This window comes from Rhodoferax sp. OV413 (assembly GCF_900104385.1).
In the GTDB taxonomy this organism is placed as follows: domain Bacteria; phylum Pseudomonadota; class Gammaproteobacteria; order Burkholderiales; family Burkholderiaceae_C; genus Rhodoferax_B.
Genome location: NZ_FNJA01000005.1, coordinates 54,061 through 74,818, shown reverse-complemented (window position 1 = coordinate 74,818; position 20,758 = coordinate 54,061). Strand labels below are relative to the sequence as shown.

The window sequence follows — 20,758 nt, the reverse complement described above, 5'->3', positions numbered from 1 at the left end:
GGCTCAGGTGGTCAAGCTCATCGTCGGACGTTCGCCCGCCAGGGCCTGGGCGATACCGGCCAGCACCATCTCGCCCATGGCGGTCCGGGTCTCCCAGGTGGCACTGGCGCGGTGGGCTTGTAGGGTCACGTTGTCGGACTGGCGCAGCTTTGGGGGAACACGGGGTTCGTCGACGAATACGTCCAGGCCCGCACCGGCAATACCGCCGGCGGCCAGTGCATCCGTCAGGTCGGCCTCGTTGACCAGTCGGCCACGGGCCACATTGACCAAGAAGCCGCGTGGGCCGAGTGCATCCAGTACGGCTGCGTTGACGATGCCTTCGGCCGTGTCCGCCGCCGCGCACAGCACCAAGGCGTCTGCGCCACGCGCCAAATCCACGAGCTGGGGCACGAATGCATGCGCAATGTCGTCCATGGGGCGTAGGTCGGTGTAACTGATAGCGCAACCAAAAGCCGCCGCCCGGGTCGCAACGGCGCGGCCCACCCGACCCATGCCGACGATGCCCACACGCATGCCGCTGAACCGGCGGGCCAGGGGAATGGCGCTGGGCTGGGGGTGAAGCTCCCACTGGCCGTTGCGCACAAAGCGGTCGCCGGCACACAGGTTGCGGCAGGCTGCGATCAATAAGCCAATCGCCAGATCGGCCACGTCTTCGGTCAGTGCACCCAGGGTCGCAGTGACGGGCAGGCCCCGCTCTCGGCAGTACGCCAGATCTACCGCGTCGGTGCCAACGCCGTTGACCGCCACCACCTTGAGCTTGGGCAATTGCTCCAGCATGGCACGCGAAATGCCGGTGTGCCCGCCGGTGATCACGGCATCGATGCCGGCGCCATGCTCTCGCAGCCAGGTCTCCGGGTCGGGTGTCTCGAAGTGTTTGTGGACGGTGTAGAGCGATGCAAGCTTGTCGTTGATCGCGGGAATAAGGATCGGGTTGAGTTGCAGGATTCTGGGTTTCATGGCGATGTGGTCTGCAGGGGCAGGCGGTGTGTTCAAGGTGGATGCTTCAAAGATGGATGCATAGTAGTAAATGATTGATTTATTCGTCAATATTGATGTATAAAATCAACATAAATAAACTTTCTTGCACTCCACAATGGCTTCCTGGATTTCAATGAACGAGGTCTGCAACCTTCTTGGGGTGCAACCCCAGACGGTGTACGCGTACGTGAGTCGCGGCAAGCTGGAAGTCACGCCGGATCCAGCCGATTCGCGCCGCAGCCTGTACCGCGCCGAGGATGTGGCCGGCTTGGCCAAGCGCAAACAGGCCGGCCGCAAGCACGAGACCCTGGCTGCCAGTACGCTTTTCGGCTCGGAGCCCAGCATTCCAACGGCCCTGTGTGCGTTCTTTCGAGGACGCCCGTACTACCGAGGACAGGATGCCGTGGGTCTTGCAGGCGCGGCTTCGTTGGAAGAAGTGGCTCAACTGTTGTGGGGCGCTGAGCAGCCCGTCGACTTTTCGTCATCTACATCAACGCGTTCTGGCAAGCTGGAGCCCGCACGGGTGGCCGCATTTACCGTCTTGGCCAGTCTGGCAGCCGACGGTCATTCCACGCGCGGACGCCTGACCCGGGTGTTGCATAACGAATGCCAGAGCCTGGTCGGGAAGTTGGCCAATGCCTTCGGCGCACAGGAGGGACATGGGCCGCTGCATCTGCGCTTTGCACAAGCTTGGAAACAATCGCCCCAAGTGGCCGATTTGCTGCGAACGGCCATGGTGTTACTGGTTGACCACGAGTTGACCAGTTCTGCGTTTGTCTCACGCATTGCGGCTTCCACAGGCGCGTCGCTGCCAGCATGTCTCTTGGCCGGATTGACCACGCTCTCCGGCCCCTTGCATGGCGATGCCTCAGGCCGCGTTCAGGCGCTGTTCAGCGAAGTGGAGCGATTGGGCGAAGACAAGGTGGTAGCCCACTATCTATCGACTGGTTTGCCCTTGGCCGGATTTGGCCACCACCTTTATCCCGATGGCGATCCGCGCGCGGCCGCGTTGCTGGCCTTGTTCGAGCCACCGGAAGTGATCGCGCGCTTCATACACAAGGTAACCATGCTGACCGGCTTGCAGCCCAATATCGACGTGGCTCTGGCCGCCCTGGTCGCGCACCATAGGCTTCCTTCTGATGCGGCCTTCGGATTGTTCGCTACGGCGCGCAGCGTTGGTTTGTTGGCGCACAGCCTGGAGCAATTGGGTGTGGCGCAAGTTATTCGCCCACGCGGACGTTACGTGGGGCCGATGCCTGATGTACCGCCGGTTGCACGCACTTAGGCCTTGTCTGTCGCCAGAATTTTGACTTCTATCAGCTGCCCTGCGGGGGCGCTTATGGAGACGATTTGGGCAAGCAGCGATCCAGCGGTCAACGCTTCAATACTGAGATCGCGTTGTTGGGTAAGCCCGTTGCGCGAATCAGAGGAACGGTGTCCCGACAACGGATGAGATATTTGACGCACACATGTCTTTTGACATCTCCATTTTTTGCCCCGCAAGTACTCTCGGTGCATGGACATTACGAAGTTTATGACAGTGATCGAAGACCTTGTGGTCAATGGCGGCGCTATCTCTCCGGAGGAGGCGTTGATTGAGCTTGGGGACTACATTGAACATTTGGACCCTACCCACGAAGACTACGACAAGAGCGTGGTGCTGCTGATGCGCATCGCTGCCAGCATGTGGAAGCAGCAACGCTTGTCGCCCTAGCCATCGAGGCTGCTCCCTGCGGCCCAGACGTGAAAAAGCCCGCTCGAAGCGGGCTTTTGTATTTGGTCGTGGGCTCTTACGCGACCCACGTTTACGGACACTCTCGTGCAGGAGCTCTTTGTTATTTTTCTCGTCGCAAAAAGCTCTACTCGACGTGCCGCCGTGAGATTCGGCTTTGCCTGGCCAGGCTCCCAGCAGAGCGCTGACGGCTTGCTGGAGGCAGGATTATAGCGGATGTGGTGGGTAGCAGCACGCAGCGGACCGCGACCATGGCCATGCGCTGAGTCTTGCGGGAGCGCTACTATCCGCCTATGACACTCATCCTGCTTCCCGGTTTGCTATGCGATGCCAGCGTGTGGCAAGACATGCTCCCTGCGCTGCAACACCGACGGCCTTGCTTCGTAGCCCATTACGGCGCGTTGGACAGCATTGAGGCCATGGCACAGCATGTACTGCGGACTGCACCGCCCGGGCCCCTGGCGCTGGCGGGTCACTCCATGGGCGGACGCGTGGCCTTGGAGATAGTGCGCCAACAGCCCGAGCGCATACAGTACCTGGCTTTGATGGACACCGGCTTTGAAGCCCTGGCTCCCGGTGCTGCAGGGGAGAAGGAACGCGCCGGCCGCATGGCTTTGCTGCAGACAGCGCGCGAGGATGGCATGCGTGCCATGGGCCTGGATTGGGCGCGCGGCATGGTGCATCCGTCCCGGTTGGACAGCCCGTTGTTTGACCGGATTCTGGACATGATCGAGCGCTCCACGCCCGAGATATTCGAAGCACAGATCCATGCTCTGTTGGATCGCCCGGACGCCACCACGCTCCTGGGCCAGATACGCTGCCCCACCTTGCTGTTGTGTGGTCGTGAGGATGCCTGGAGTCCATTGGCCCGGCATGCGCAGATGCGTAGCCTTATAGGGGCTGCGCCCGTCGAGCTCGTGGTGATTGAACACGCGGGCCATATGAGCCCCATGGAGCAACCCGACGCCGTGTGCCAAGCGATGCAGCATTGGCTTGATGGGCGCCCGGCATAAGCAGCGGGCACGACTAGCCGCATCGCGCGGGTATGCGGCTGAGAATCAGGCTGCGGCCTGCAACACTGTCACATTCTCACCAAAGTAGAACGACTGGATATCGGAGCGCTGCCGCAGCTCTGCGGTGGTGCCGGCCAATACCGCCACGCCGGTATCTAGCACGGTGGCGCGGTCGGCATATTGCAACGCCACCGTCGAGTTCTGCTCGGCCACCAGAATCGACAAACCTTCTTCCTGGTTCAGCCGTTTGAGCTGCCGAAAGATGTCTTGCACGATCAGCGGCGCCAGGCCCATGGAGGGCTCGTCCAGCACCAGCAAACGCGGCCGCGACATCAGCGCACGGCCTATGGCCGTCATCTGCTGTTCTCCGCCCGATGTCAGTCCCGCCAGTGCGCGGCGTTTGTCCCGCAGATGCGGAAAGATCGCATAGACGCGCTCCAGATCCTGGGCCAGTTCGGCCCGGCTGGAGCCGCGGCCCAGGCCGCCGGTCAGCAGGTTTTCCTCCACCGTCAGGCTGCGAAAGCAATGCCGTCCTTCCAGCACCGTGACCAGCCCCAGCCGCACCAGCGCGGCCGGGCTGGTGCGGGCCACGTCATGCCCGTCAAACACAATGCTGCCCGCAGTCACCTTGCCGCGCTCTGCGGGCAGCAGGTTGGATACGGCTTTCAGCGTGGTGGATTTGCCTGCGCCGTTGGCGCCGAGCAAGGCGTGGATTTCGCCTGCCCGCACATCCAGGCTTACGCCGTGTAAGGCTACGATGGCATTTTGGTAAACCGCTTCGACAGCATCAATCTGCAGCATGGGTGTGGTATCAGTCGTTGATGCTGGTGCGCACCTTGATGTTCTTCTCCTTGGCGTAGGCCAGAGAAGACTTCTCGATGATCGGGCGCAGCAGCTTCCAGTCAGGAGCGATCCAGTCGGATACGCTGTTCCACTTGCTGCCATCCCACTGTTGGAAAGCTACGCGGCCGTCGCCTTCGTGGTTGTCCCAGGTCACGTTGATCGAATGGAACAGGCCCTTGGCGCCCAGCGCCGCGGCGCGGGCTTCGTCGATCTTCAGGTTCTCCAGACCCCAGCGGATTTCATCGCCGGTGAGCGTGCGCTTGCCGAACTTGGCCTGGGCAATGCGGATGGCTTCCACGTTCAAGATGCCGTTCAGAATACCCAGGTTGTGGTAGCGCGTGCCGATGCGCTTTTTGTCTTCCAGATTGCCCTTGCCGGCGTCGTACACCGTCTTCACGATGTCCTGCACCACCGGGTACTGCACGCCCGCGGCCACGCTGGTAATGGCCACATAACCCTTGGCAGCGTCGCCCGCAGGAATCACGTCTTCTTCGGAGTTGGACCACACGTTGCCGATGATGTGGTCGGCCGGGAAGCCGGTCTTCTGCGCGGTCTTCAGCGCCACCGGGTTCATCACGCCCCAGCCGCGCAGCACCACGTAGTCGGGCTTGGCGCGGCGGATAGTCAGCCACTGTGATTGCTGTTCATTGCCAGGGTGCGGCACCTCGATCTGCTGCACGGTAAAGCCGTATTTCTTGGCCAGCAGTTCGTAGATCGGGATGGTCTCTTTGCCGTAGGGCGAGCCGTGGTACAGCACTACGATCTTCTTGCCCTTGAGCTTGGCTTCGCCGCCCTCTTTGCCGGCGATGTAGTTGACGATGCCCGAGGTCTCGCTGTAGGGATTGAGCAGCAACGGGAAGATGTATTTGAAGACCCGGCCGTCGGTGGTGTCGGTACGGCCATGGTTGATGGTCAGCAGCGGTACCTTGTCGGCCGTCACACGGTCAATCAGCGCATAGGCAATGCCGACCGACAGCGGGTTCCAGGCGGCGATGCCGGGTTTGGTTTTCAGGCGCTCGTACACCTCTACGCCGCGCTCCACTTCGTACTGGGTTTCGCCTTCTTCCCAGGTCAGCTTGACGCCACCGACGCCGCCGTCGCGGGTGTTGACCAGGTTCAGGTAGTCAATAAAGCCGCCAAAGAAGCCGGTGCCGCCCGCTGCATAGGGGCCGACGCGGTAGCTTTGCAGCGGAAAGAATTGTTCGTCGGCCTGGGCCGCTTGCAGGCTGCTGATGGCCAGCGTAGCGGCAATGGCCGCGGTGCGTAATTTCTGGATCAAAGACATGGATGGAAACTCCCGTTGATTTTTGAGTTGAATGGCTGTTTTCAGACAGCTGGAGACAGCTTTTTCCGCACGCGGACCCAGAGGGCGGCCAGCCCCTGTGGCTCCTTGATGAGGAAGAAGATGATGAGTGCGCCCAGCACGATGCGCTGGGTCATGTCGAGCACGCCGGAGTCGAACCAGCCGCCGAACAGCAGGGCGCCCAGGCGCGACAGCAGCAGCGGGAAAACAACGATCAGCGCGGCCCCCAGAAAGGCCCCGCGGATGGTGGCCAGGCCGCCGATGATGACGATGAACAGAATCTGGAACGAGCGGTCCAGGTTGAAGCCCGCAGGCTCCACCGTGCGCAGGTACACAAAGGCCCACAGCACGCCGGCCACGCCGACGATGAAGGACGAAATGGCAAACGCCAGCAGCTTGGTGCGCAGCACTGGCACGCCAATTACCCGTGCCGCCAGCGGGTTGTCGCGCACCGCGATGAAGTTGTGCCCGGTCTGGGTATGCACCAGCCGCCATACCAGGGCGGTGAGCACCGCCACCAGGGTCAGGGCAAACAGATAGCGCCCGACCGGTGTGTCGAAGGTGATGCCAAACGCCTGCAAGGGCGGTGCGTCGATCACGCCCGATGCACTGTCGTTGGTGAACCAGCTGAACTTGGTCAAAGCCCATTGCACAAAGAACTGGGCCGCCAGTGTCGATACCGCCAGATAAAAGCCACTCAAGCGCAGGCTGGGCAGACCGAAGAACAGACCGATAGCCGTGGCCGACAAGCCCGCCAGCGCGATGCTGGCCAGCAGCGGCAAGCCCGGCAGGCGCAGGTTGAAGTTGTAGGCTGCAAATGCGCCCACCGCCATGAAGGCCGCCGAGCCCAGCGACAGCTGGCCTGCGTAGCCGGTCAGCAGATTCAGCCCCACGGCTGCCAGTGACAGCGCCAGGAAAGGAATCAAGATTGCGTCGAACAGATAAGCCGAGCCCAGCAGCGGCACAGCGCCGTAGGCCACCAGCAGCAGGGCCAGTGGAGCAGCCCAGACAGGCCAGGTTTTTGCGTGCGTTGTGCTCATGCCCGCTCCACCAGCTTTTGCCCAAACAGGCCAGACGGACGCACCAGCAGAAAAGCCAGTGCTGCTACATAGGCAAACCAGCTCTCGATGCCGCCGCCGACAAACGGACCGATATACACCTCGGCCAGCTTCTCCAGTGCGCCGATGAGCAAGCCGCCAACGATGGCACCCAGGATCGAGTCAAAACCGCCGAGCATCAGCACCGGCAACGCTTTCAGCACCACCAGCGACAGCGAAAACTGCACACCCAGTCGGGCGCCCCAGAGCAGGCCAGCCACCAGCGCAATCGTACCGGCCGTGGCCCACACCGTGGCCGCAATGCGCGGCAGGCGCAGGCCGACGGCGATGGCTGCAAAGCTGTCGTCGGCCACGGCGCGGAAGGCCAGGCCAATACGGGTGTAGCGGAAGAAGGCCGACAGCAGCGCGACCATCAGGCCAGCCGTGGCTGCCGCAAACAAATCGAAGGTGGACACCATGATGCCGAAGAACTCCAGCGGCGTGTCGGCCACCCCCAGCTCCAGCGCATGCACCTGCGTACCCCACAGCAGCTGTGCCACGCCCTCGATCACATACGACAGCCCTAGAGTCGCCATGAACAAGGTGATCGGCGGCTGGTTCACCAGCGGGCGTAGCACGGTGCGTTCGATCAGCAAGCCCAGCGCCACCATCAGCGCGAAGGTCAACAGCAGCGCCAGCGCAAACGGCATACCGCGCTCGACCAGGCTCACGAAGCTCAGGGCCGCAAACAGCAGCTGCGCGCCCTGGGCAAAATTGAGTACGCCCGAGGTCTTAAAGATCAGCACAAAGCCAATGGCTACCAGCGAATACATCACGCCGGACAGCAGGCCGCCGACCAGCACCTCGGCAAAAAAAGTGAAGTCAAAGCCGTCCATCACGCAGCCACCTCTTCTGCATGGGCTACGCCCAGGTAAGCGTCGATGACGGCCGGGTTCTCTCGCACCTCGGCGGGTGTGCCGTCGGCAATCTTGCGGCCGTAGTCGAGCACCGCCACCCGGTCCGACAGGCCCATGACCACGCCGATGTCGTGCTCGATCAGCAAAATGGTTGTGCCGAAGGTGTTGCGCGCGGCGCGCACGAAATGCGCCATCTCGTTTTTCTCGGTCACCGTCATGCCGGCCATCGGTTCGTCGAGCAACAGCAGTGTGGGCTGTGCGACCAGCGCCCGCGCCAGCTCCACACGTTTTTGCAAACCATAGGGTAGGGTGCCGGCCAGGCGTTCGCTGACGCTGGCCAGGCCCAGAAAGCCGATGATGCTGTCGGCCCGCGCCCGGGCATCGTCACGTTCGCGCCGTGCCCGCCCCAGGCCGACCCATTGCTCCACAAAAGTTGAGCGCACCGCATCCACCCGGCCCATGACGATGTTGTCGCGCACGGTCAGCCCCTTGAACAAGGCCAGATTCTGGAAGGTGCGCGCCACACCTAAACGCGCCAGCCGCGCAGTGGGCACCTGGGCAAAGCGCTTGCCGTTGATCGCCACCCGACCGCTGTCGGGCCGGTACAAACCGCTGATCACATTCACCAGCGAGCTCTTGCCCGCCCCATTCGGGCCGATTACCGCGCGGATTTCGCCCGCGGCAATCGACAGGTCTACGCCCGACAGCGCGTTCACGCCGCCAAACGACAGGTGGATGCCCTCGAGCTGCAGCACGGGCGTGGCGGCAGTTGCAGTCGCCAGGGGGCGCGCCACCGGCGCAGCGTGGCTACTGCGTGGCAGCCCGGCAGGAGCGAACTTGTCAAAGGTGGCGCTGGTCATGGTCGAGTCCTCAGGCCACGGCTTCCAGCGCGGGCTCCGACTGCTTTTGGGCCTGGGCGGCTTCCAGTGCGCGCACCAGCGGCAACACCTTCTGGCCGAAATACTCCACCTCTTCGATGAAGTGCAAGAAGCCGGTCAGCACCAGGTCGACACCGATGGCCTTCAGCGCCACGATGCGCTCAGCGATCTGTTGCGGCGTGCCGATCAGGTTGGTGCGGAAGCCATCGTTGTACTGCACCAGGTCTTCGAACGTGGACTTGGCCCAGTTGCCTTCGCCTTCGGGCGATGCCTTGCCCGCCTGCTTGACCGCATCGCCAAAGGCATGCACGGCCTCCACATGGGCGTGCTTGATGATGTCGGCCAATACGGCCTTGGCTTCTTCTTCGGTGTCGCGGGCGATGACGAAGGCGTTTACACCGATGCGCACCTTGTGGCCGTTCTTGGCGGCCTTGGCCTGGATGTCGTCGATCTGCTCCTTCAGTTTGTCGGGCGTGTTGCCGTTGGTGAAGTACCAGTCGGACACGCTGGCCGCGTTGTCGCGCGCCGCACGCGAGCTGCCGCCTTGGAATACTTCCGGGTGCGGTTTTTGTACCGGCTTGGGGCTCAGCGTGTAGTTGTTGAAGCGGTAGAAGTCGCCCTTGAAAGTGAAGTTGTCCTGGGTCCAGATGCCTTTCAGCGCCTGGATGAATTCATGGGTGCGGCGGTAGCGTTCGTCGTGCTCTAGCCAGGGCTCACCAATCGCCTGGAACTCGCCTTTGAACCAGCCGCTCACCAGGTTGATGGCGATGCGCCCGCTGGAGATGTGGTCGATGGTGGCGATCTGTTTGGCGACCACCGTCGGGTTCCAGGGGCCGGGCAGGATGGCGGCAATGACTTTCAACTGGGTGGTGGCGTGCAGCAGCGCCTGGCTGAAGGACACGGATTCATGCTGGTACTCGGCGCCGTAGCCGGCGGTGAAGCGGATCTGGGTCAGTGCATATTCAAAGCCGGCTTTCTCCGCCGTTTGGGCCAGCTTCTGGTTGTAGTCCAGGCTCCAGTCGGTGCGCTGCGGGATGGTGCTGACCACCAGTCCGCCGCTGACGTTGGGCACCCAGTAGGCGAATTTGACGGCGGCAGGTGTGGAAGTGGGTTGGCTCATGGTCGGGCTCCTTTGAATGGGGGGGTCAGGCGGCAACGGTTTCGCGCGCGGTCCCAGCGGTCTGCGCCAGTTGCGGCACAGCGCGTTCAATCGCCAGTGCGATGCGGTCTTTCAGCGCCGGGCTGCTGACCTCGTAGCCGTCGAAATCCTTCTCCGTCGCGTACACGCCGATGGGCAGGGTGCGGGCCTGGAAGAAGCTGAACAGCGGGCGCAGCTGGTGGTCGATCACCAGCGCATGGCGGTCGCTGCCACCGGTGGCGGCCAGCAGCACCGGCTTGTCGGTCAAAGCCTCGTGGTGTACGAAGTCGAACAGGTGCTTGAACAAGCCGGTGTACGACGCGCGATACACCGGGCTGGCCACGATCAGCAGGTCGGCCGATTCGATGGCCGCGATTTCGGCCTCCACGTGGGCCGGCAACTGGCTGCGGTACAGCGCGCCAGCGAACTGCGGGCCGATGTTGCCCAGTTCGATCAGATGCACGTCGATGGGCAGCGCATCGCCCAACGCGGCCAGGAGTTCCTGTACCAGCACCAGGGTGCGGGAGGGGCGCTGCAAACCACCGGATACAGCCACGACTTTGAGTTTCTTCACCATCTTGATATGACCTCTGTTTGGAAGCCGCAACCTATTTGCAGCACATTGGCTATATGCGAATGCCGTGCCAGAGGAAATGTTGATGTAAATCAATGGCTTATGACGTTTTTGAGGGCGCCGCTTGTGCTGGGTTTCCAACATGCTGCGGATGCGTTGCTGCTGGAGCAGCAGCGTGTGCGGCATAGTCGGTTTGCGCGCATGCATATGCTGTTTTTGGATGCTGGTTGGGCAGCAGATGGGATGGGTGCTGCTGCCTGGTCAGCAAAAGGCGATGCGCGCCGGGAAGCAGTGGGGGCAGTCTGGCGTGAGTACTATTGGACGACACGGTGCCGCATCAGCTTGGGCTCCATCCGTCGGCTTGCGAGCAGTTATTTTTCACCTGTTGGTGGTGCTCCCACTCGGTAGTTGATGGCTAAGATGGACTGCCCAAGTCCAGCGGGGTTGGTTGGAGTTTTTTTGTCTGGGTAAATGTTCAGCTGCCGTTCTGAGACTGACGTCAGTTTGTTAGCCAATTTCAGGAGATTTGGATGGTCGATAGTTGCCACAGTGAATTTTTATCGCGCAGGTTTTATGGTCCAAATTGCGGCGGTTTTCATGAGTGCCTTTGACGAGAAGCGAGCTGCCAACGACAAGCGCGTTGCCATCGATGTTCGCGAGTACGGATGTCACGTGATCAGCGTTTTCGATCCAAAAGAGGTACAGCCTTTTTTTTCGTACTCAGTCGGTATTCAAGAGACAAGCAGCGTTCCCGATGCGATCGTCGTAGGTTTAAAGTCAAATATTGGCGGCTTCATGATCAACGAGTACAACCGTCAAGTGAAAGCCGGTGCTCGGTTTCAACGCGGCGTTCGGTATAGCGGATTCCTTGAGGGATTCGAGGTTTATATAGAGCCGGCTCGCCGGAGGCTGCTTGCCGACTACACATATGGCTGCGATCGGTACTATGGAGAAAGGGAGTATTCGGTTGTTCAGATCATCTGGCCTTCAACGGCAGGCGTATGGCCGTGGCAGAAAAGCGCATCCGCATGGTTTAGGGAAAATCAGCCAATGCTTGGCAGAGTTCGCCCCAATCGCGCATGAGACCTGACTTTCCTGTGGGCTATCGTCGTCTGGCGGGTTTCGATGGTCTGCGGCCGCTGGTCCTATCAAACATAAATCAGCATAAGTGAAACCGTTATGAACTCCCTCCTTCCAACCATTCAAGCACTAGAGGTCGAGCTACACCACCCAGGAGTTCCCTGTGGAGCCGTTCGCTTGGAGCAGTTACTGCACAGAGACTTCTCCGAAGTGGGGCGCTCAGGACGTGAATACGATCGTGCAACGGTTCTTCGCTTCCTGGGAGAGCAGCATACTTCTCCGCCTGTGGTTTCAAGTGACTTCTCGGTGTATGAGCTGGCGGCCGGTGTGGCATTGCTCACTTATCGCTCTGCGCACCGCCAACAAAACGGTGGTCTGGAGAATCACACGCTGCGTTCATCCCTTTGGATGCAGGTAGATGGCCATTGGCAGCTGCGCTACCACCAGGGAACGCCAGCTGCAGAGGCTTGGTAAGGCTTGATCCCGCACAACGTGGTCTAGCAATTTCTACATAAAAAAATAGCTGCCAGCGCAGAAGATTCCTGCGCTGGCAGCTATAAAAACGAAGCAAACACCAGGTTGCCAGCTTAAGACAGTGCAGTCTCCCGCTCTGCCTCAGTGGCCCCCGGCGCGCTTCTTTGCCCCACTTCTCTCTTCACCTTCTCAATATCGCGGTACTGGTGCGCCGGGTGGCTGGCGGGCAGCAGGGGGCCGTCGCCAAACAGCTTCTCGCGCAGCGTGCCGGGCTTGTAGGCCGTGGGGTAGACGCCGCGGCGCTGCAGTTCGGGCACCAGGTGGGTGACGACGTCTTCAAAGGTCTCATGCGCAATGGCGTAGGCGAGATTGAAGCCGTCGATGTCGGTGGCCTCGACCCACTGCTGCAGGATGTCGGCCACGGTGGCGGCCGAGCCCACGAACACCGGGCCGAGGCCGCCCACGCCGCCCCACTTCGCCAGTTCTTCGATGGTCCAGGAGCGGTCGCCGCCGGCCAGCACTTCCACGGCCGACAGGATGGCGTTGGTGTCCACCTTGCGTACCAGCTCGGTGGGCGCGTATTGGCCGAAATCGATGCCGGTCCAGCCGGACATGAAGACCAACGCGCCGTCGTAGGACGCGTAGCGCTGGTATTCCTCGAACTTGGCCTGGGCCTTGGCGTCGGTCTCGTCCACGATTACCGTCACCAGGTTGTAGACCAGCAGCTTGCGCGGGTCGCGCCCGGCGATGGCTGCCTGCTCGCGCACATCACGCACATAGTTTTTCAGCACGTTCTGCGTGGGCGCGGTGACGAACACGCATTCGGCGTGCTGGGCCGCAAAGCTCTTGCCGGGGCCGGAGGCGCCGGCCTGGTACAGCACCGGTGTGCGCTGGGGCGAGGGCTCGCTCAGGTGGTAGCCGGGCACATCGAAGTACTTGCCCTTGTGGGCGATTTCGTGGATCTTTTCGGGGTGAGCGAAGATGCCCTTGGCGCGGTCGCGCACCACGGCGTCGGCCTCCCAGCTGCCTTCCAGTAGTTTGTACAGCACCTCCACGTATTCGTTGGCCACCTCGTAGCGGTTGTCGTGGCGGCGCAGGCCGCCTTGGCTGATGTTCTTGGCGCCGCTCTCCAGGTAGGAGGTAACGATGTTCCAGCCCAGCCGGCCTTGGGTGTGGTGGTCGGCGGTGGAGAGGCGGCGCGCAAAGGTGTAGGGGTGCTCAAACGATGTGGACGCGGTAATGCCTATGCCCAGGTGCTCGGTCACCATGGCGATGGGCGCGGCCAGTTGCAGCGGGTCGTTCACCGGGATCTGCGCGCCCTGTTGCAGCGCGTGGTAGTTGCTGCCCTTGTAGACGTCGTAGTAGCCGATCACGTCGGCGATGAAGATGCCGTCGAAGAAGCCCTTCTCCAGCGTCTTGGCCAGGTCGGTCCAGTAGCGCAGGTCCTTGTATTCCCAGGACCGGTCGCGTGGGTGCGCCCACAGCCCGGGGGACTGGTGGGCCACGCAGTTCATTTCGAACGCGTTGAAGCGTATCTGTCTACCCATGGCTTAGCTCCAGGCGTGGCGCGGAGCGTGCACACCGTTCAGGTGGTAGTTGCCCAGGTGGTAGTACTTCCAGCGCACCGGGTCGTGCAGGGTGTGCACGCGGGCGTTTCGCCAGTGGCGGTCCAGGTTGTGCTCGGCCAGGGTGGAGCGGGTGCCGGCCAGTTCGAACAGTTTGTTGGTGGCGGCAATGGCGGCTTCGGTGGTCAGCACTTTGGCTTCGGCGGTGGCCAGGGTGGCGGCGTTCACCGTGGCCTCGTTGGGCTCGGCCAAGGCCAGGTCGATGGCACGGCCGGCGCGCTCCAGCAGGGCCTCGGCGGCATGCAGGCGCAGAGTCAGGTCGCCGATGGCACTGATGGTGAACGGGTCTTCGGCGGCGGTTTCCTTGCCGCTGTCTATCCATGGGCGGCTGCGGTTTTTGACGAAGGCGATGGTCTCGGCAATCGCACCGGCGGCGATGCCGCCGTCAATCGCGGCCTGGATGATTTGCGAAATCGCGCCGGCTGCCGTGGGCCGGTCGAATGCCGCCACGGGCACTAGCCGGCTCAGCGGCACGCGCACGTCCACGATCTGGATCGAGCCCGAGGCCGTGGTGCGCTGGCCAAAGCTGGACCAGTCGTTCAGCACCGTCAGGCCGTCGGCGTTGCGGTCGGCAAAGGCCAGGTAGCCCTTGCCCTCCAGCGGGTCCACCGTAACGATGGGCACGATGTGCGCGAGCAGCGCACCGGTGGTGTAGAACTTCTGGCCGTTCACTACAGCGGTGTCGCCCTCGATCTTGAAGGTGGTTTCGAACGCGGCCACATTCTTGCTGTTTTTTTCCGAGAACGCGTTGCCGAAGCGTATGCCCTGCAGCACCAGGCCGAACAGCTCGGCCTGCTGTGCCGGCGTAGCGTCCAGTCCGATGTGGGCGACCAGAGCCAGGTGGTTCTGCGTGATCTGGGCCAGGCTGGAATCGCCCTCGGCCAGGATGCGTATCACCTGCGCCAGCGTGGCGTAGGACACGCCCGCGCCGCCATAGGCCTTGGGCACGTTAATGCCCCACAGCCCGCTTTGCGAGTACGCGTCCAGCTCTGAAAGTGGTAGCAAGCCTTCGCGGTCGCGCAGTGCGGATTCGGTGCGGAACTCGGCAGCCAGGCGGTGCGCCACGGTGATGGCTTCGGCGTCGTCGCGGATCACGTGGGCCGGTTGGCTGGGCCGGGGGCGGGCGGCAAACGGCGCTGTAGAGTTGACGCGGGGGCGGTCGAGGGTGGCAGTGCTCATGGTGATTCCTTGAAGATGAAAAAGCTTCAAACCTTGCGGCCTGGGCCGTTGCCGATCTGCCAGACATACGGCGGCTCGGTGCCGTTGATGCGCCAGTCGCCCACGATGCGCGACTTGTAGACGATGGGGTTGTGCGATGCCACCACGCGGGCGTTGCGCCAGTGGCGGTCCAATGCCTTGCTGGTGCTGGCGGCGGATGCGCCGAGCGCGTTGAACAGGTCGGTGCCGGCGCGCAGCACCAGCTCGGACACCACGATCTGGCCCTGGGCGGACGCGACCTCGGCGTCGACATTGGCCTGGCGCTCGGTGGCTTCGTCCTGGCCTTGCACCCGGGCCTCAAAGGCGCGCTGGGCGGGCAGGGTGGCACGCAGGGCCGTGGCTTCGGCCGCATAGACCAGGGCCGAGATTTGGCCCACCACCTGCTGGATCTGCGCGTCCTGGCTGACGTGCGATGCATTGCCATTGCTGTAAACGCGCTGGCGATCCCGCACCTGCTGGGCCACGTCGCGCTCGATGGCGCGCCCTATGCCGGCCAGCGTGGCCAGGTGGAACAGCTGGTAGAAGGCCGTCTGGTACTTGAAGCGGGTCTCGAACGGGAAGATGTTTTCTGCGTCAATCTGTGCGTCCTGGTACACCGAGGTGCCGCTGCCGGTGGTGCGTTGGCCAAAGCCGTCCCAGTCGTCCTGCTGCTGCACGCCGGGCTGGTGGGTGCGCACGGCGGCGATCACATCGGCGTTGTTGTCGGCGCGGCGGGCGTACAGGTCGATCCAGTCGGCAAAGATGCTGCCGGTGCTGTAGAACTTGCGGCCGTTGGCCACCCAGGCGCCGTCCTTCTGCGAGATCTTGGTGATCACGTCACCTATCGCCACGGCACCCACTTCCGACCAGGCATTGCCAACCAGCTCGCCCGCTACAAACCGCTGGAACCACACGTCCCGCTCGGGGCCGGCCGGCGCGTTCAGCCGGTCTTCCACAAACGCGAAATGCCCGCGCAGCGCCTGGGTGACGTTGGAGTCGGCCTCGGACAGGCTGATCAGCAGCTGGAACAGCTGGGGAATGCTGGCCCCGCCGCCGCCGTGCTCCAGCGGCACCCGCACCGCGCCAAAGCCGGCCTGCTTGAGCCAGGTGATGGGCTCGGTCGGCAGGATGCGCTGGCGCTCGCGCTCCAGTGCGGTATCTGCTATGCGCTGGAAGATGGGGGCGAACCTGGCGGCCAGCAGCGGGTGATCGCTGGCGCTGGGCAGTGCGTCGTGAACGCTGGGGTGGGCAAAAACCTGTGGTGTGCGATCCATGCTGATATGCCTTTTGATTACAAGCCGCAAACGATTAACGGCATGTTGGCTATATGCGAATCCTGTGCCAATATTTTTGTCTTTTAAATCAAGGGCTTAGGCGTTCTATGTGGCGGCTGGTCTGCTGTGTTTGCAGCAGGCTGCGGCTGGGGTGCTGCAAGGGCAGCAGCTACGGCACGCATACCTATCACTTTCAAGAAAAACAGGCCGCCAGCGCAGAGGGAGGTTGCGCCAGAAGCTATGAAAACAGGAGTGTTCAGCGCTCCAGCGCCAGGCGACCTAGCCGCTAGGTGGTTGCTGGCCAAATTCCTAATTTGATAGCGGCCTGCGCAGGCACTGCCTGCGCTAGAGGCCTAAAAAGCTTGTAATTTTGAAGAGCGTGCTGCTGCGGCCCAGCGCAGCCCGGTGCCGGCATCAAACAGGTGGGCGCGCTGCGCGTCCCAGGTCAGCGTGACCTCGTCCCCCGCCTGCGCGAAGTAGCGGCCATGCAGCCGGGCCAGCCACGGGCCCTGGTCTTCTGCGCCCACCACCGTGCCATACAGCTCGGTCGCCGCACCCAGATGGTCCAGGCTGTGCACCCGCAGGCGCAGGCGGGGTGCGTCGGCGGGCAAGGGGGTGTCACCGGTCCACAGCAGCAGGTGTTCGGGCCGCACGCCCAGGTGTACGAGGGCGCCGTCCGGCCCCACGCTGCCCGGGGGTGCGGGCAGGTGCACGCCGGGGCCTAGCGTCAGGGCCGGGGGGCTCCAGCGCGCGTGGATCAGGTTCATTGGCGGCGAGCCGATGAAGCGGGCGACGAAGGCGTTGGCGGGGTGGTCGTACAGCTCCAGCGGCGCGCCAATTTGCTCGATGCGGCCCGCGCGCAGCACCACGATGCGGTCGGCCATGGTCATGGCTTCTTCCTGGTCGTGGGTTACGTAGACGGTGGTGGTGCCCAGCTGGCGCTGCAGGCCGCGGATCTCGGCGCGCATTTGCACGCGCAGCTGGGCATCCAGGTTGGACAGCGGTTCGTCGAACAGAAAAGCCACCGGCTCGCGCACCATGGCCCGGCCCATGGCCACGCGCTGGCGCTGGCCGCCGGAGAGCTGGCGCGGGTAGCGCTCCAGGTAGTCGTCCAGGTGCAGCACGGCGGCGGCTTTGGCGATGCGTGCCCGGATTTGCGCTTCCGGAGCGCGTTGCTCGCGCAGGCCGAAGGCCATGTTGTTGCGCACCGTCATGTGCGGGTACAGCGCATAGCTTTGGAACACCATGGCCAGCTTGCGCTGCTGGGGCGGCAGGTGGTCGACCCGCTGGCCGTCGAAGGCGATGCTGCCGCCGTCGGTAGGCTCCAGCCCGGCCAGCGCGCGCAGCAGGGTGGACTTGCCGCAGCCAGACGGGCCGACCAGCACGACGAACTCGCCCTCGTGGATTTGCAGGTCGATGCCGTGCAGCACGGCAGTGTCGCCATAGGCCTTGTGCAGGCCGGTGATGTGGATGTTTGCCATAGGTTTCTAACGACCAGCGCTGGCGCTGAGTCCGCCGATCAGGTTTTTCTGGAAAGCCAGGGCCAGCAGGTAGACCGGCGCAATGCCGACCAGGGATGCGGCGGCCATCTGGCCGAAGTTGACGATGCGCTCGCCCTGGAACAGCGAGATGGCCACAGTAATGCTGCGCAGGTCGGGCCGGCTGTTCAGCACCGATGCCAGCAGGAATTCGTTGTAAGACAGGATCAGGCAGACCAGCGCGGTGGACACCAGGCCGGGCCACAGCAGGGGCAGGTTGATGCGCCACAGGGTCTTCCAGTAGCCCACGCCGTCCAGCCAGGCGGCCTCGTCCAGCGCCAGCGGTATCTGCTTGAAAAAGCTGCGCAGCAGCCAGAAGGCCACCGGCACGTTCACCAGCCCGTGCACCAGGCCCAGGCCGACCAGGCTGTTGTTCAGGCCCAGCCAGCGCAGCAGAAAGAACAGCGGCAGCAGGGCCACCACCGGCGGCGCCACGTAGCTGGACAGCAGCGCCCCGGCCAGCCAGCGGCCGCGCTGCAGCTTGACCACGGCGTAGACCGCGGGCACGGCGATGGCCAGGGTGATGGCCACGCTGAGCACAGCCACGGCCAGCGAATTCAACAGGTGGAGATGCAGAGGGGCGATCTCGAACACCTTGCTCCAGTTGGCCAGCGTGGGGTGCAGCGGCAGGAACTGGCCCGACAGCACTTCGTCCCGCGTCTTGAACGAGGTGGCGGCCAGGAAGGCGATGGGCAACATGAAGAACACCAGCACCGCCGCCATCGCCGCCCATAGCCAGGCGCGCAGCGGCGGCATGGGGAAGCGCAGCTTGTGCAGGCGCAGCGGCAAATGCCATAGCGGCAGCGGCGAAGTAGGTGGGTTGGGCAGGTAGGACATGGGGGCTCCGATAACGGGTGTCTGGGCCGGCTTCAGCCGGTGCGGCGTTCCACCCATTGCAGGGCTTTGAGGATCGGCCAGGTGACGGCGGCTACCGCCAGCGAGAACACCAGGGTCTGGGCCGCGGCCGCGCCGATGTTGAAGTTCTGCAGGCCGGTCTTCCACACCTCGTAGCTGGCCAGCGTGGTGGCGCTGCCGGGGCCACCGGCGGTGAGTATGTAGACCAGGTCGAAGGTTTTGAGCGACATCACCACTCGCAGCAAAAAGATGCCCAGCAGCGCAGGGGCCAGCAGCGGCAGGGTGATCTTCAGGAAGGTGCCGCGCGGGGTGGCGCCGTCCAGCGCGGCGGCTTCAAAAACGTCGGCCGGCAGGGTTTGCAGCGCGGCAAAGCACAGAATCACCACGAAGGGCAGCCACTGCCAGGTATCGGCCAGCATCACGGCCGGCAAGGCCCAGGTGTCCGAGCCGAGCAGCGACACGGGCTCACTCAGCACGCCCAGGCGCAGCAGCGTGCCGTTGAGTAAGCCGCCCGCCGGCGCCAGCAGCAGCTTCCAGGCCACGCCCACCAGCACCGGCGGCGTCATCAGCGGCAGCAGTACCAGGCTGCGCACGAACTGGCCCTGCCGCAGCGCCTGCAGCAGCAGGGCAATCAGCAGGCCCAGGCTGAGCTGGCTGAAGCTGGCCGGCAGGGCGTAGAGCACAGTGCGCAGCAGGGTGGGGGCAAACGTGCTGTCGCGCCACAGTGCCTGGAAGTTAGCTGCGCCGTTCCACGCCGCCAGCGGCTGGCCCAATGTGGAATGCGTGAAGGCCAGCGCCAGCGTGTACAGCGCGGGCACGATGGACACCACCAGCAGCCCAAAGCTGCCGGGGGTCAACATCCACAGCGGCGCGCTGCGCGCCAGCCGTTGGGGAAGGCGCAGCGCGGCCATAGGTCTATGCGCTCAGCAGCTGTTCCCAGCGGGCCTGGGCGGCAGCCAGCGCATCACGCGGCTTCTTCTTGCCGGACACGATCAAGGCCAGTTGCTCGGTTAGCGCGTCCATCAGCTGCGGACTTTGGGCTTGCAGCGGCCAGGCCAGGGCGCTGCCGATGGTGGCCTGGATTTCGGCCTGCAGCGCAGGCGCGGCCTTGCCATACACCGGGCTGTTGAGCACCGAGCTGCGGTTCGGGTCGATGCCGCTGCCGGGCAGCACGTCCTGCTTGAGCGAAACATCCTTGCTGGTCGCCCATTTGATGAATTCCCAGGCCAGCTCGGTCTTCTTGGTGCCAGTGGTGATGCCCAGGCCGAAGCCGGCATTCAGGGCGGCCCGCGGCGTGGTGTTTTTACCGCCCACGGGCAAGGCCACCAGCGCCCATTTGTCTACGATCTGCGACGACTGCGGGTCTTGCGCGGTGACGCCCAGATCGGTCCAAAAGTCGATCATCGCGGCCTTGCCGGACAGGAAGGCGGGCAACGCGTGTTCGAACGCGGTCTCGGCCGGGGTGGGCAGGGCGTAGGGCACGATGCGCAGCAGCTCTTCGGCGGCGGCGATGGCTTCTGGGCTGGTAAGCGCGGGCTTGCCATCGGCGGTGAAGAAGCTGCCGCCAAAGCCGGCCAGCCGGTTGGCGTAGGACGAGCCCACGATCACCGGGATCTTGAAGCCCTGCACCGCGGCACCGTAGATGCCGTTGGCCGATTCCTTCTGGGTGATCAGCTTGGCAGCCTGGTAATAGTCTTCCCAGGTTTTGGGTGCGCTCAGTTGGTGGCGGGCAAAGATTTCCGTGTTGTAGAACAGCACATGGGTATCGCCGTCGTAGGGCAGGCCCCAGCGGCGGCCGTTGCGCAAGGTGTAGGTGTCGTACAGCGAGGGTAGGAAGTCGGCGGGCTCGATCTGCGCCTGGTCGCGTGCTATCCAGTCGGTCACGTCTACCACCACTTTGTCGGACACCAGCGCGCCCAGCGTATGGTAGAAATAATCGATCACATCGAACTGGTTGGCACCCGACTGCACGTCCAGCGTGGCCTGCGCATGCAGCTGGTCGTAAGGCACGGGAGTGATGTTGATCTTGGCGCCGGTCAAGGCCTCGAAGTCTTCGGCCAGCAGCTTGCCGGCCACGGCGTGGGGCTGGTTGAACAAGAGGTTCAACGACTGGCCCGCGTATTTCTTGGTGTCCGTGCTGGCGGCGGGGGCTGGTGCGGACGCAGCCGGTGTGGGTGCAGCAGGCTCTTTGCCGCAGGCGGCCAGCATGCCCGCTGCGCCCAGGGCGGATGCCGTGCCCAGGAAGCGACGGCGGTTGAAGGGGGATGCATCGAATGGAGCCATGGTGATCTCGCTGGGTTGA

Annotated in this window: 20 protein-coding genes; 5 read left to right on the top strand and 15 right to left on the bottom strand. The window is 63.4% G+C overall.

The window, feature by feature from the left end:
- Positions 1-3: 3 nt before the first annotated feature.
- Positions 4-957, bottom strand: coding sequence for a 2-hydroxyacid dehydrogenase (locus tag BLT66_RS17150; protein WP_092759337.1), 954 nt, complete (start codon positions 955-957; stop codon positions 4-6).
- A gap of 136 nt (positions 958-1,093) precedes the next feature.
- Between BLT66_RS17150 and BLT66_RS17145 the strand changes: the two genes are divergently transcribed.
- The 3 genes from BLT66_RS17145 (at position 1,094) to BLT66_RS17135 (ending at position 3,723) form a co-directional block, all read left to right on the top strand.
- Entirely contained in the window at positions 1,094-2,263 is a 1,170-nt protein-coding gene (locus tag BLT66_RS17145) for a citrate synthase family protein (protein WP_092759335.1), read from the top strand.
- A gap of 231 nt (positions 2,264-2,494) precedes the next feature.
- The gene (locus BLT66_RS17140) at positions 2,495-2,692 is read left to right on the top strand and encodes a hypothetical protein (protein ID WP_092759333.1); all 198 of its coding nucleotides are present in this window, start codon (positions 2,495-2,497) and stop codon (positions 2,690-2,692) included.
- A 311-nt stretch (positions 2,693-3,003) separates the two neighbouring features.
- A complete protein-coding gene (locus BLT66_RS17135) occupies positions 3,004-3,723 on the top strand; it encodes an alpha/beta fold hydrolase (protein ID WP_092759332.1) in 720 nt (239 codons plus the stop codon).
- Between the two features lie 45 nt (positions 3,724-3,768).
- Here the strand turns inward: BLT66_RS17135 and BLT66_RS17130 are convergent, their stop codons facing one another.
- From BLT66_RS17130 to msuE, 7 genes are read right to left on the bottom strand one after another with little or no spacing between them, the layout of a single operon-like run.
- Entirely contained in the window at positions 3,769-4,524 is a 756-nt protein-coding gene (locus tag BLT66_RS17130; protein WP_092759330.1) for an ABC transporter ATP-binding protein, read from the bottom strand.
- A 10-nt stretch (positions 4,525-4,534) separates the two neighbouring features.
- Positions 4,535-5,851, bottom strand: coding sequence for an ABC transporter substrate-binding protein (locus BLT66_RS17125; protein WP_092759328.1), 1,317 nt, complete (start codon positions 5,849-5,851; stop codon positions 4,535-4,537).
- A 41-nt stretch (positions 5,852-5,892) separates the two neighbouring features.
- Entirely contained in the window at positions 5,893-6,909 is a 1,017-nt protein-coding gene (locus tag BLT66_RS17120; RefSeq protein WP_092759326.1) for a branched-chain amino acid ABC transporter permease, read from the bottom strand.
- The gene (locus tag BLT66_RS17115) at positions 6,906-7,802 is read right to left on the bottom strand and encodes a branched-chain amino acid ABC transporter permease (RefSeq protein WP_176955079.1); all 897 of its coding nucleotides are present in this window, start codon (positions 7,800-7,802) and stop codon (positions 6,906-6,908) included. Before BLT66_RS17115 ends, BLT66_RS17120 begins: the two co-directional genes overlap by 4 nt.
- Positions 7,802-8,683, bottom strand: a complete 882-nt coding sequence (locus BLT66_RS17110; protein ID WP_092759322.1) for an ABC transporter ATP-binding protein — start codon at positions 8,681-8,683, stop codon at positions 7,802-7,804. The genes BLT66_RS17115 and BLT66_RS17110 overlap by 1 nt, the downstream gene beginning before the upstream one ends.
- 10 nt (positions 8,684-8,693) lie before the next feature.
- Positions 8,694-9,821 (bottom strand): dimethylsulfone monooxygenase SfnG, encoded by a 1,128-nt coding sequence (sfnG, locus tag BLT66_RS17105; RefSeq protein WP_092759320.1) that lies wholly within the window; start codon positions 9,819-9,821, stop codon positions 8,694-8,696.
- A 25-nt stretch (positions 9,822-9,846) separates the two neighbouring features.
- Positions 9,847-10,416, bottom strand: a complete 570-nt coding sequence (gene msuE / locus BLT66_RS17100) for an FMN reductase (RefSeq protein WP_092759318.1) — start codon at positions 10,414-10,416, stop codon at positions 9,847-9,849.
- Positions 10,417-11,010: 594 nt separating this feature from the next.
- Here msuE and BLT66_RS17095 point away from each other — a divergent pair.
- Positions 11,011-11,496: a DUF4262 domain-containing protein gene (locus tag BLT66_RS17095; protein ID WP_176955078.1), complete on the top strand. Its 486-nt coding sequence runs from the start codon at positions 11,011-11,013 to the stop codon at positions 11,494-11,496.
- Between the two features lie 96 nt (positions 11,497-11,592).
- Positions 11,593-11,967, top strand: a complete 375-nt coding sequence (locus BLT66_RS17090) for a nuclear transport factor 2 family protein (RefSeq protein WP_092759314.1) — start codon at positions 11,593-11,595, stop codon at positions 11,965-11,967.
- Between the two features lie 113 nt (positions 11,968-12,080).
- On the opposite strand, the gene BLT66_RS17085 is transcribed toward BLT66_RS17090, so the two are convergent.
- The 7 genes from BLT66_RS17085 to BLT66_RS17055 form a co-directional block, all read right to left on the bottom strand.
- Positions 12,081-13,514 (bottom strand): LLM class flavin-dependent oxidoreductase, encoded by a 1,434-nt coding sequence (locus BLT66_RS17085; RefSeq protein ID WP_092759312.1) that lies wholly within the window; start codon positions 13,512-13,514, stop codon positions 12,081-12,083.
- Positions 13,515-13,517: 3 nt separating this feature from the next.
- Positions 13,518-14,771, bottom strand: a complete 1,254-nt coding sequence (locus BLT66_RS17080; RefSeq protein ID WP_092759310.1) for an SfnB family sulfur acquisition oxidoreductase — start codon at positions 14,769-14,771, stop codon at positions 13,518-13,520.
- Positions 14,772-14,797: 26 nt separating this feature from the next.
- Entirely contained in the window at positions 14,798-16,063 is a 1,266-nt protein-coding gene (locus BLT66_RS17075) for an acyl-CoA dehydrogenase family protein (RefSeq protein ID WP_092759308.1), read from the bottom strand.
- Positions 16,064-16,416: 353 nt separating this feature from the next.
- On the bottom strand, positions 16,417-17,544 hold the full coding sequence (locus BLT66_RS17070) for an ABC transporter ATP-binding protein (RefSeq protein ID WP_092759306.1): 1,128 nt from the start codon (positions 17,542-17,544) through the stop codon (positions 16,417-16,419).
- A gap of 6 nt (positions 17,545-17,550) precedes the next feature.
- Complete coding sequence (locus BLT66_RS17065; protein ID WP_218922623.1) at positions 17,551-18,438, bottom strand: carbohydrate ABC transporter permease; 888 nt, start codon at positions 18,436-18,438, stop codon at positions 17,551-17,553.
- Positions 18,439-18,470: 32 nt separating this feature from the next.
- Positions 18,471-19,367 (bottom strand): carbohydrate ABC transporter permease, encoded by an 897-nt coding sequence (locus BLT66_RS17060; RefSeq protein WP_092759304.1) that lies wholly within the window; start codon positions 19,365-19,367, stop codon positions 18,471-18,473.
- A 4-nt stretch (positions 19,368-19,371) separates the two neighbouring features.
- On the bottom strand, positions 19,372-20,739 hold the full coding sequence (locus tag BLT66_RS17055; protein WP_092759897.1) for an ABC transporter substrate-binding protein: 1,368 nt from the start codon (positions 20,737-20,739) through the stop codon (positions 19,372-19,374).
- Positions 20,740-20,758 lie beyond the last annotated feature (19 nt).

What these genes read in the sequence shown, in the direction of transcription:
- BLT66_RS17140 (WP_092759333.1), top strand. Translation starts at nt 2,495, where the DNA reads ATGGACATTACGAAGTTTATGACAGTGATCGAAGACCTTGTGGTCAAT.
- sfnG (WP_092759320.1), bottom strand. Translation starts at nt 9,821, where the DNA reads ATGAGCCAACCCACTTCCACACCTGCCGCCGTCAAATTCGCCTACTGG.
- BLT66_RS17085 (WP_092759312.1), bottom strand. Translation starts at nt 13,514, where the DNA reads ATGGGTAGACAGATACGCTTCAACGCGTTCGAAATGAACTGCGTGGCC.
- BLT66_RS17115 (WP_176955079.1), bottom strand. Translation starts at nt 7,802, where the DNA reads ATGGACGGCTTTGACTTCACTTTTTTTGCCGAGGTGCTGGTCGGCGGC.
- BLT66_RS17065 (WP_218922623.1), bottom strand. Translation starts at nt 18,438, where the DNA reads ATGTCCTACCTGCCCAACCCACCTACTTCGCCGCTGCCGCTATGGCAT.
- BLT66_RS17130 (WP_092759330.1), bottom strand. Translation starts at nt 4,524, where the DNA reads ATGCTGCAGATTGATGCTGTCGAAGCGGTTTACCAAAATGCCATCGTA.
- msuE (WP_092759318.1), bottom strand. Translation starts at nt 10,416, where the DNA reads ATGGTGAAGAAACTCAAAGTCGTGGCTGTATCCGGTGGTTTGCAGCGC.
- BLT66_RS17075 (WP_092759308.1), bottom strand. Translation starts at nt 16,063, where the DNA reads ATGGATCGCACACCACAGGTTTTTGCCCACCCCAGCGTTCACGACGCA.
- BLT66_RS17110 (WP_092759322.1), bottom strand. Translation starts at nt 8,683, where the DNA reads ATGACCAGCGCCACCTTTGACAAGTTCGCTCCTGCCGGGCTGCCACGC.
- BLT66_RS17070 (WP_092759306.1), bottom strand. Translation starts at nt 17,544, where the DNA reads ATGGCAAACATCCACATCACCGGCCTGCACAAGGCCTATGGCGACACT.
- BLT66_RS17080 (WP_092759310.1), bottom strand. Translation starts at nt 14,771, where the DNA reads ATGAGCACTGCCACCCTCGACCGCCCCCGCGTCAACTCTACAGCGCCG.
- BLT66_RS17095 (WP_176955078.1), top strand. Translation starts at nt 11,011, where the DNA reads ATGAGTGCCTTTGACGAGAAGCGAGCTGCCAACGACAAGCGCGTTGCC.
- BLT66_RS17145 (WP_092759335.1), top strand. Translation starts at nt 1,094, where the DNA reads ATGGCTTCCTGGATTTCAATGAACGAGGTCTGCAACCTTCTTGGGGTG.
- BLT66_RS17135 (WP_092759332.1), top strand. Translation starts at nt 3,004, where the DNA reads ATGACACTCATCCTGCTTCCCGGTTTGCTATGCGATGCCAGCGTGTGG.
- BLT66_RS17150 (WP_092759337.1), bottom strand. Translation starts at nt 957, where the DNA reads ATGAAACCCAGAATCCTGCAACTCAACCCGATCCTTATTCCCGCGATC.
- BLT66_RS17060 (WP_092759304.1), bottom strand. Translation starts at nt 19,367, where the DNA reads ATGGCCGCGCTGCGCCTTCCCCAACGGCTGGCGCGCAGCGCGCCGCTG.
- BLT66_RS17120 (WP_092759326.1), bottom strand. Translation starts at nt 6,909, where the DNA reads ATGAGCACAACGCACGCAAAAACCTGGCCTGTCTGGGCTGCTCCACTG.
- BLT66_RS17090 (WP_092759314.1), top strand. Translation starts at nt 11,593, where the DNA reads ATGAACTCCCTCCTTCCAACCATTCAAGCACTAGAGGTCGAGCTACAC.
- BLT66_RS17055 (WP_092759897.1), bottom strand. Translation starts at nt 20,739, where the DNA reads ATGGCTCCATTCGATGCATCCCCCTTCAACCGCCGTCGCTTCCTGGGC.
- BLT66_RS17125 (WP_092759328.1), bottom strand. Translation starts at nt 5,851, where the DNA reads ATGTCTTTGATCCAGAAATTACGCACCGCGGCCATTGCCGCTACGCTG.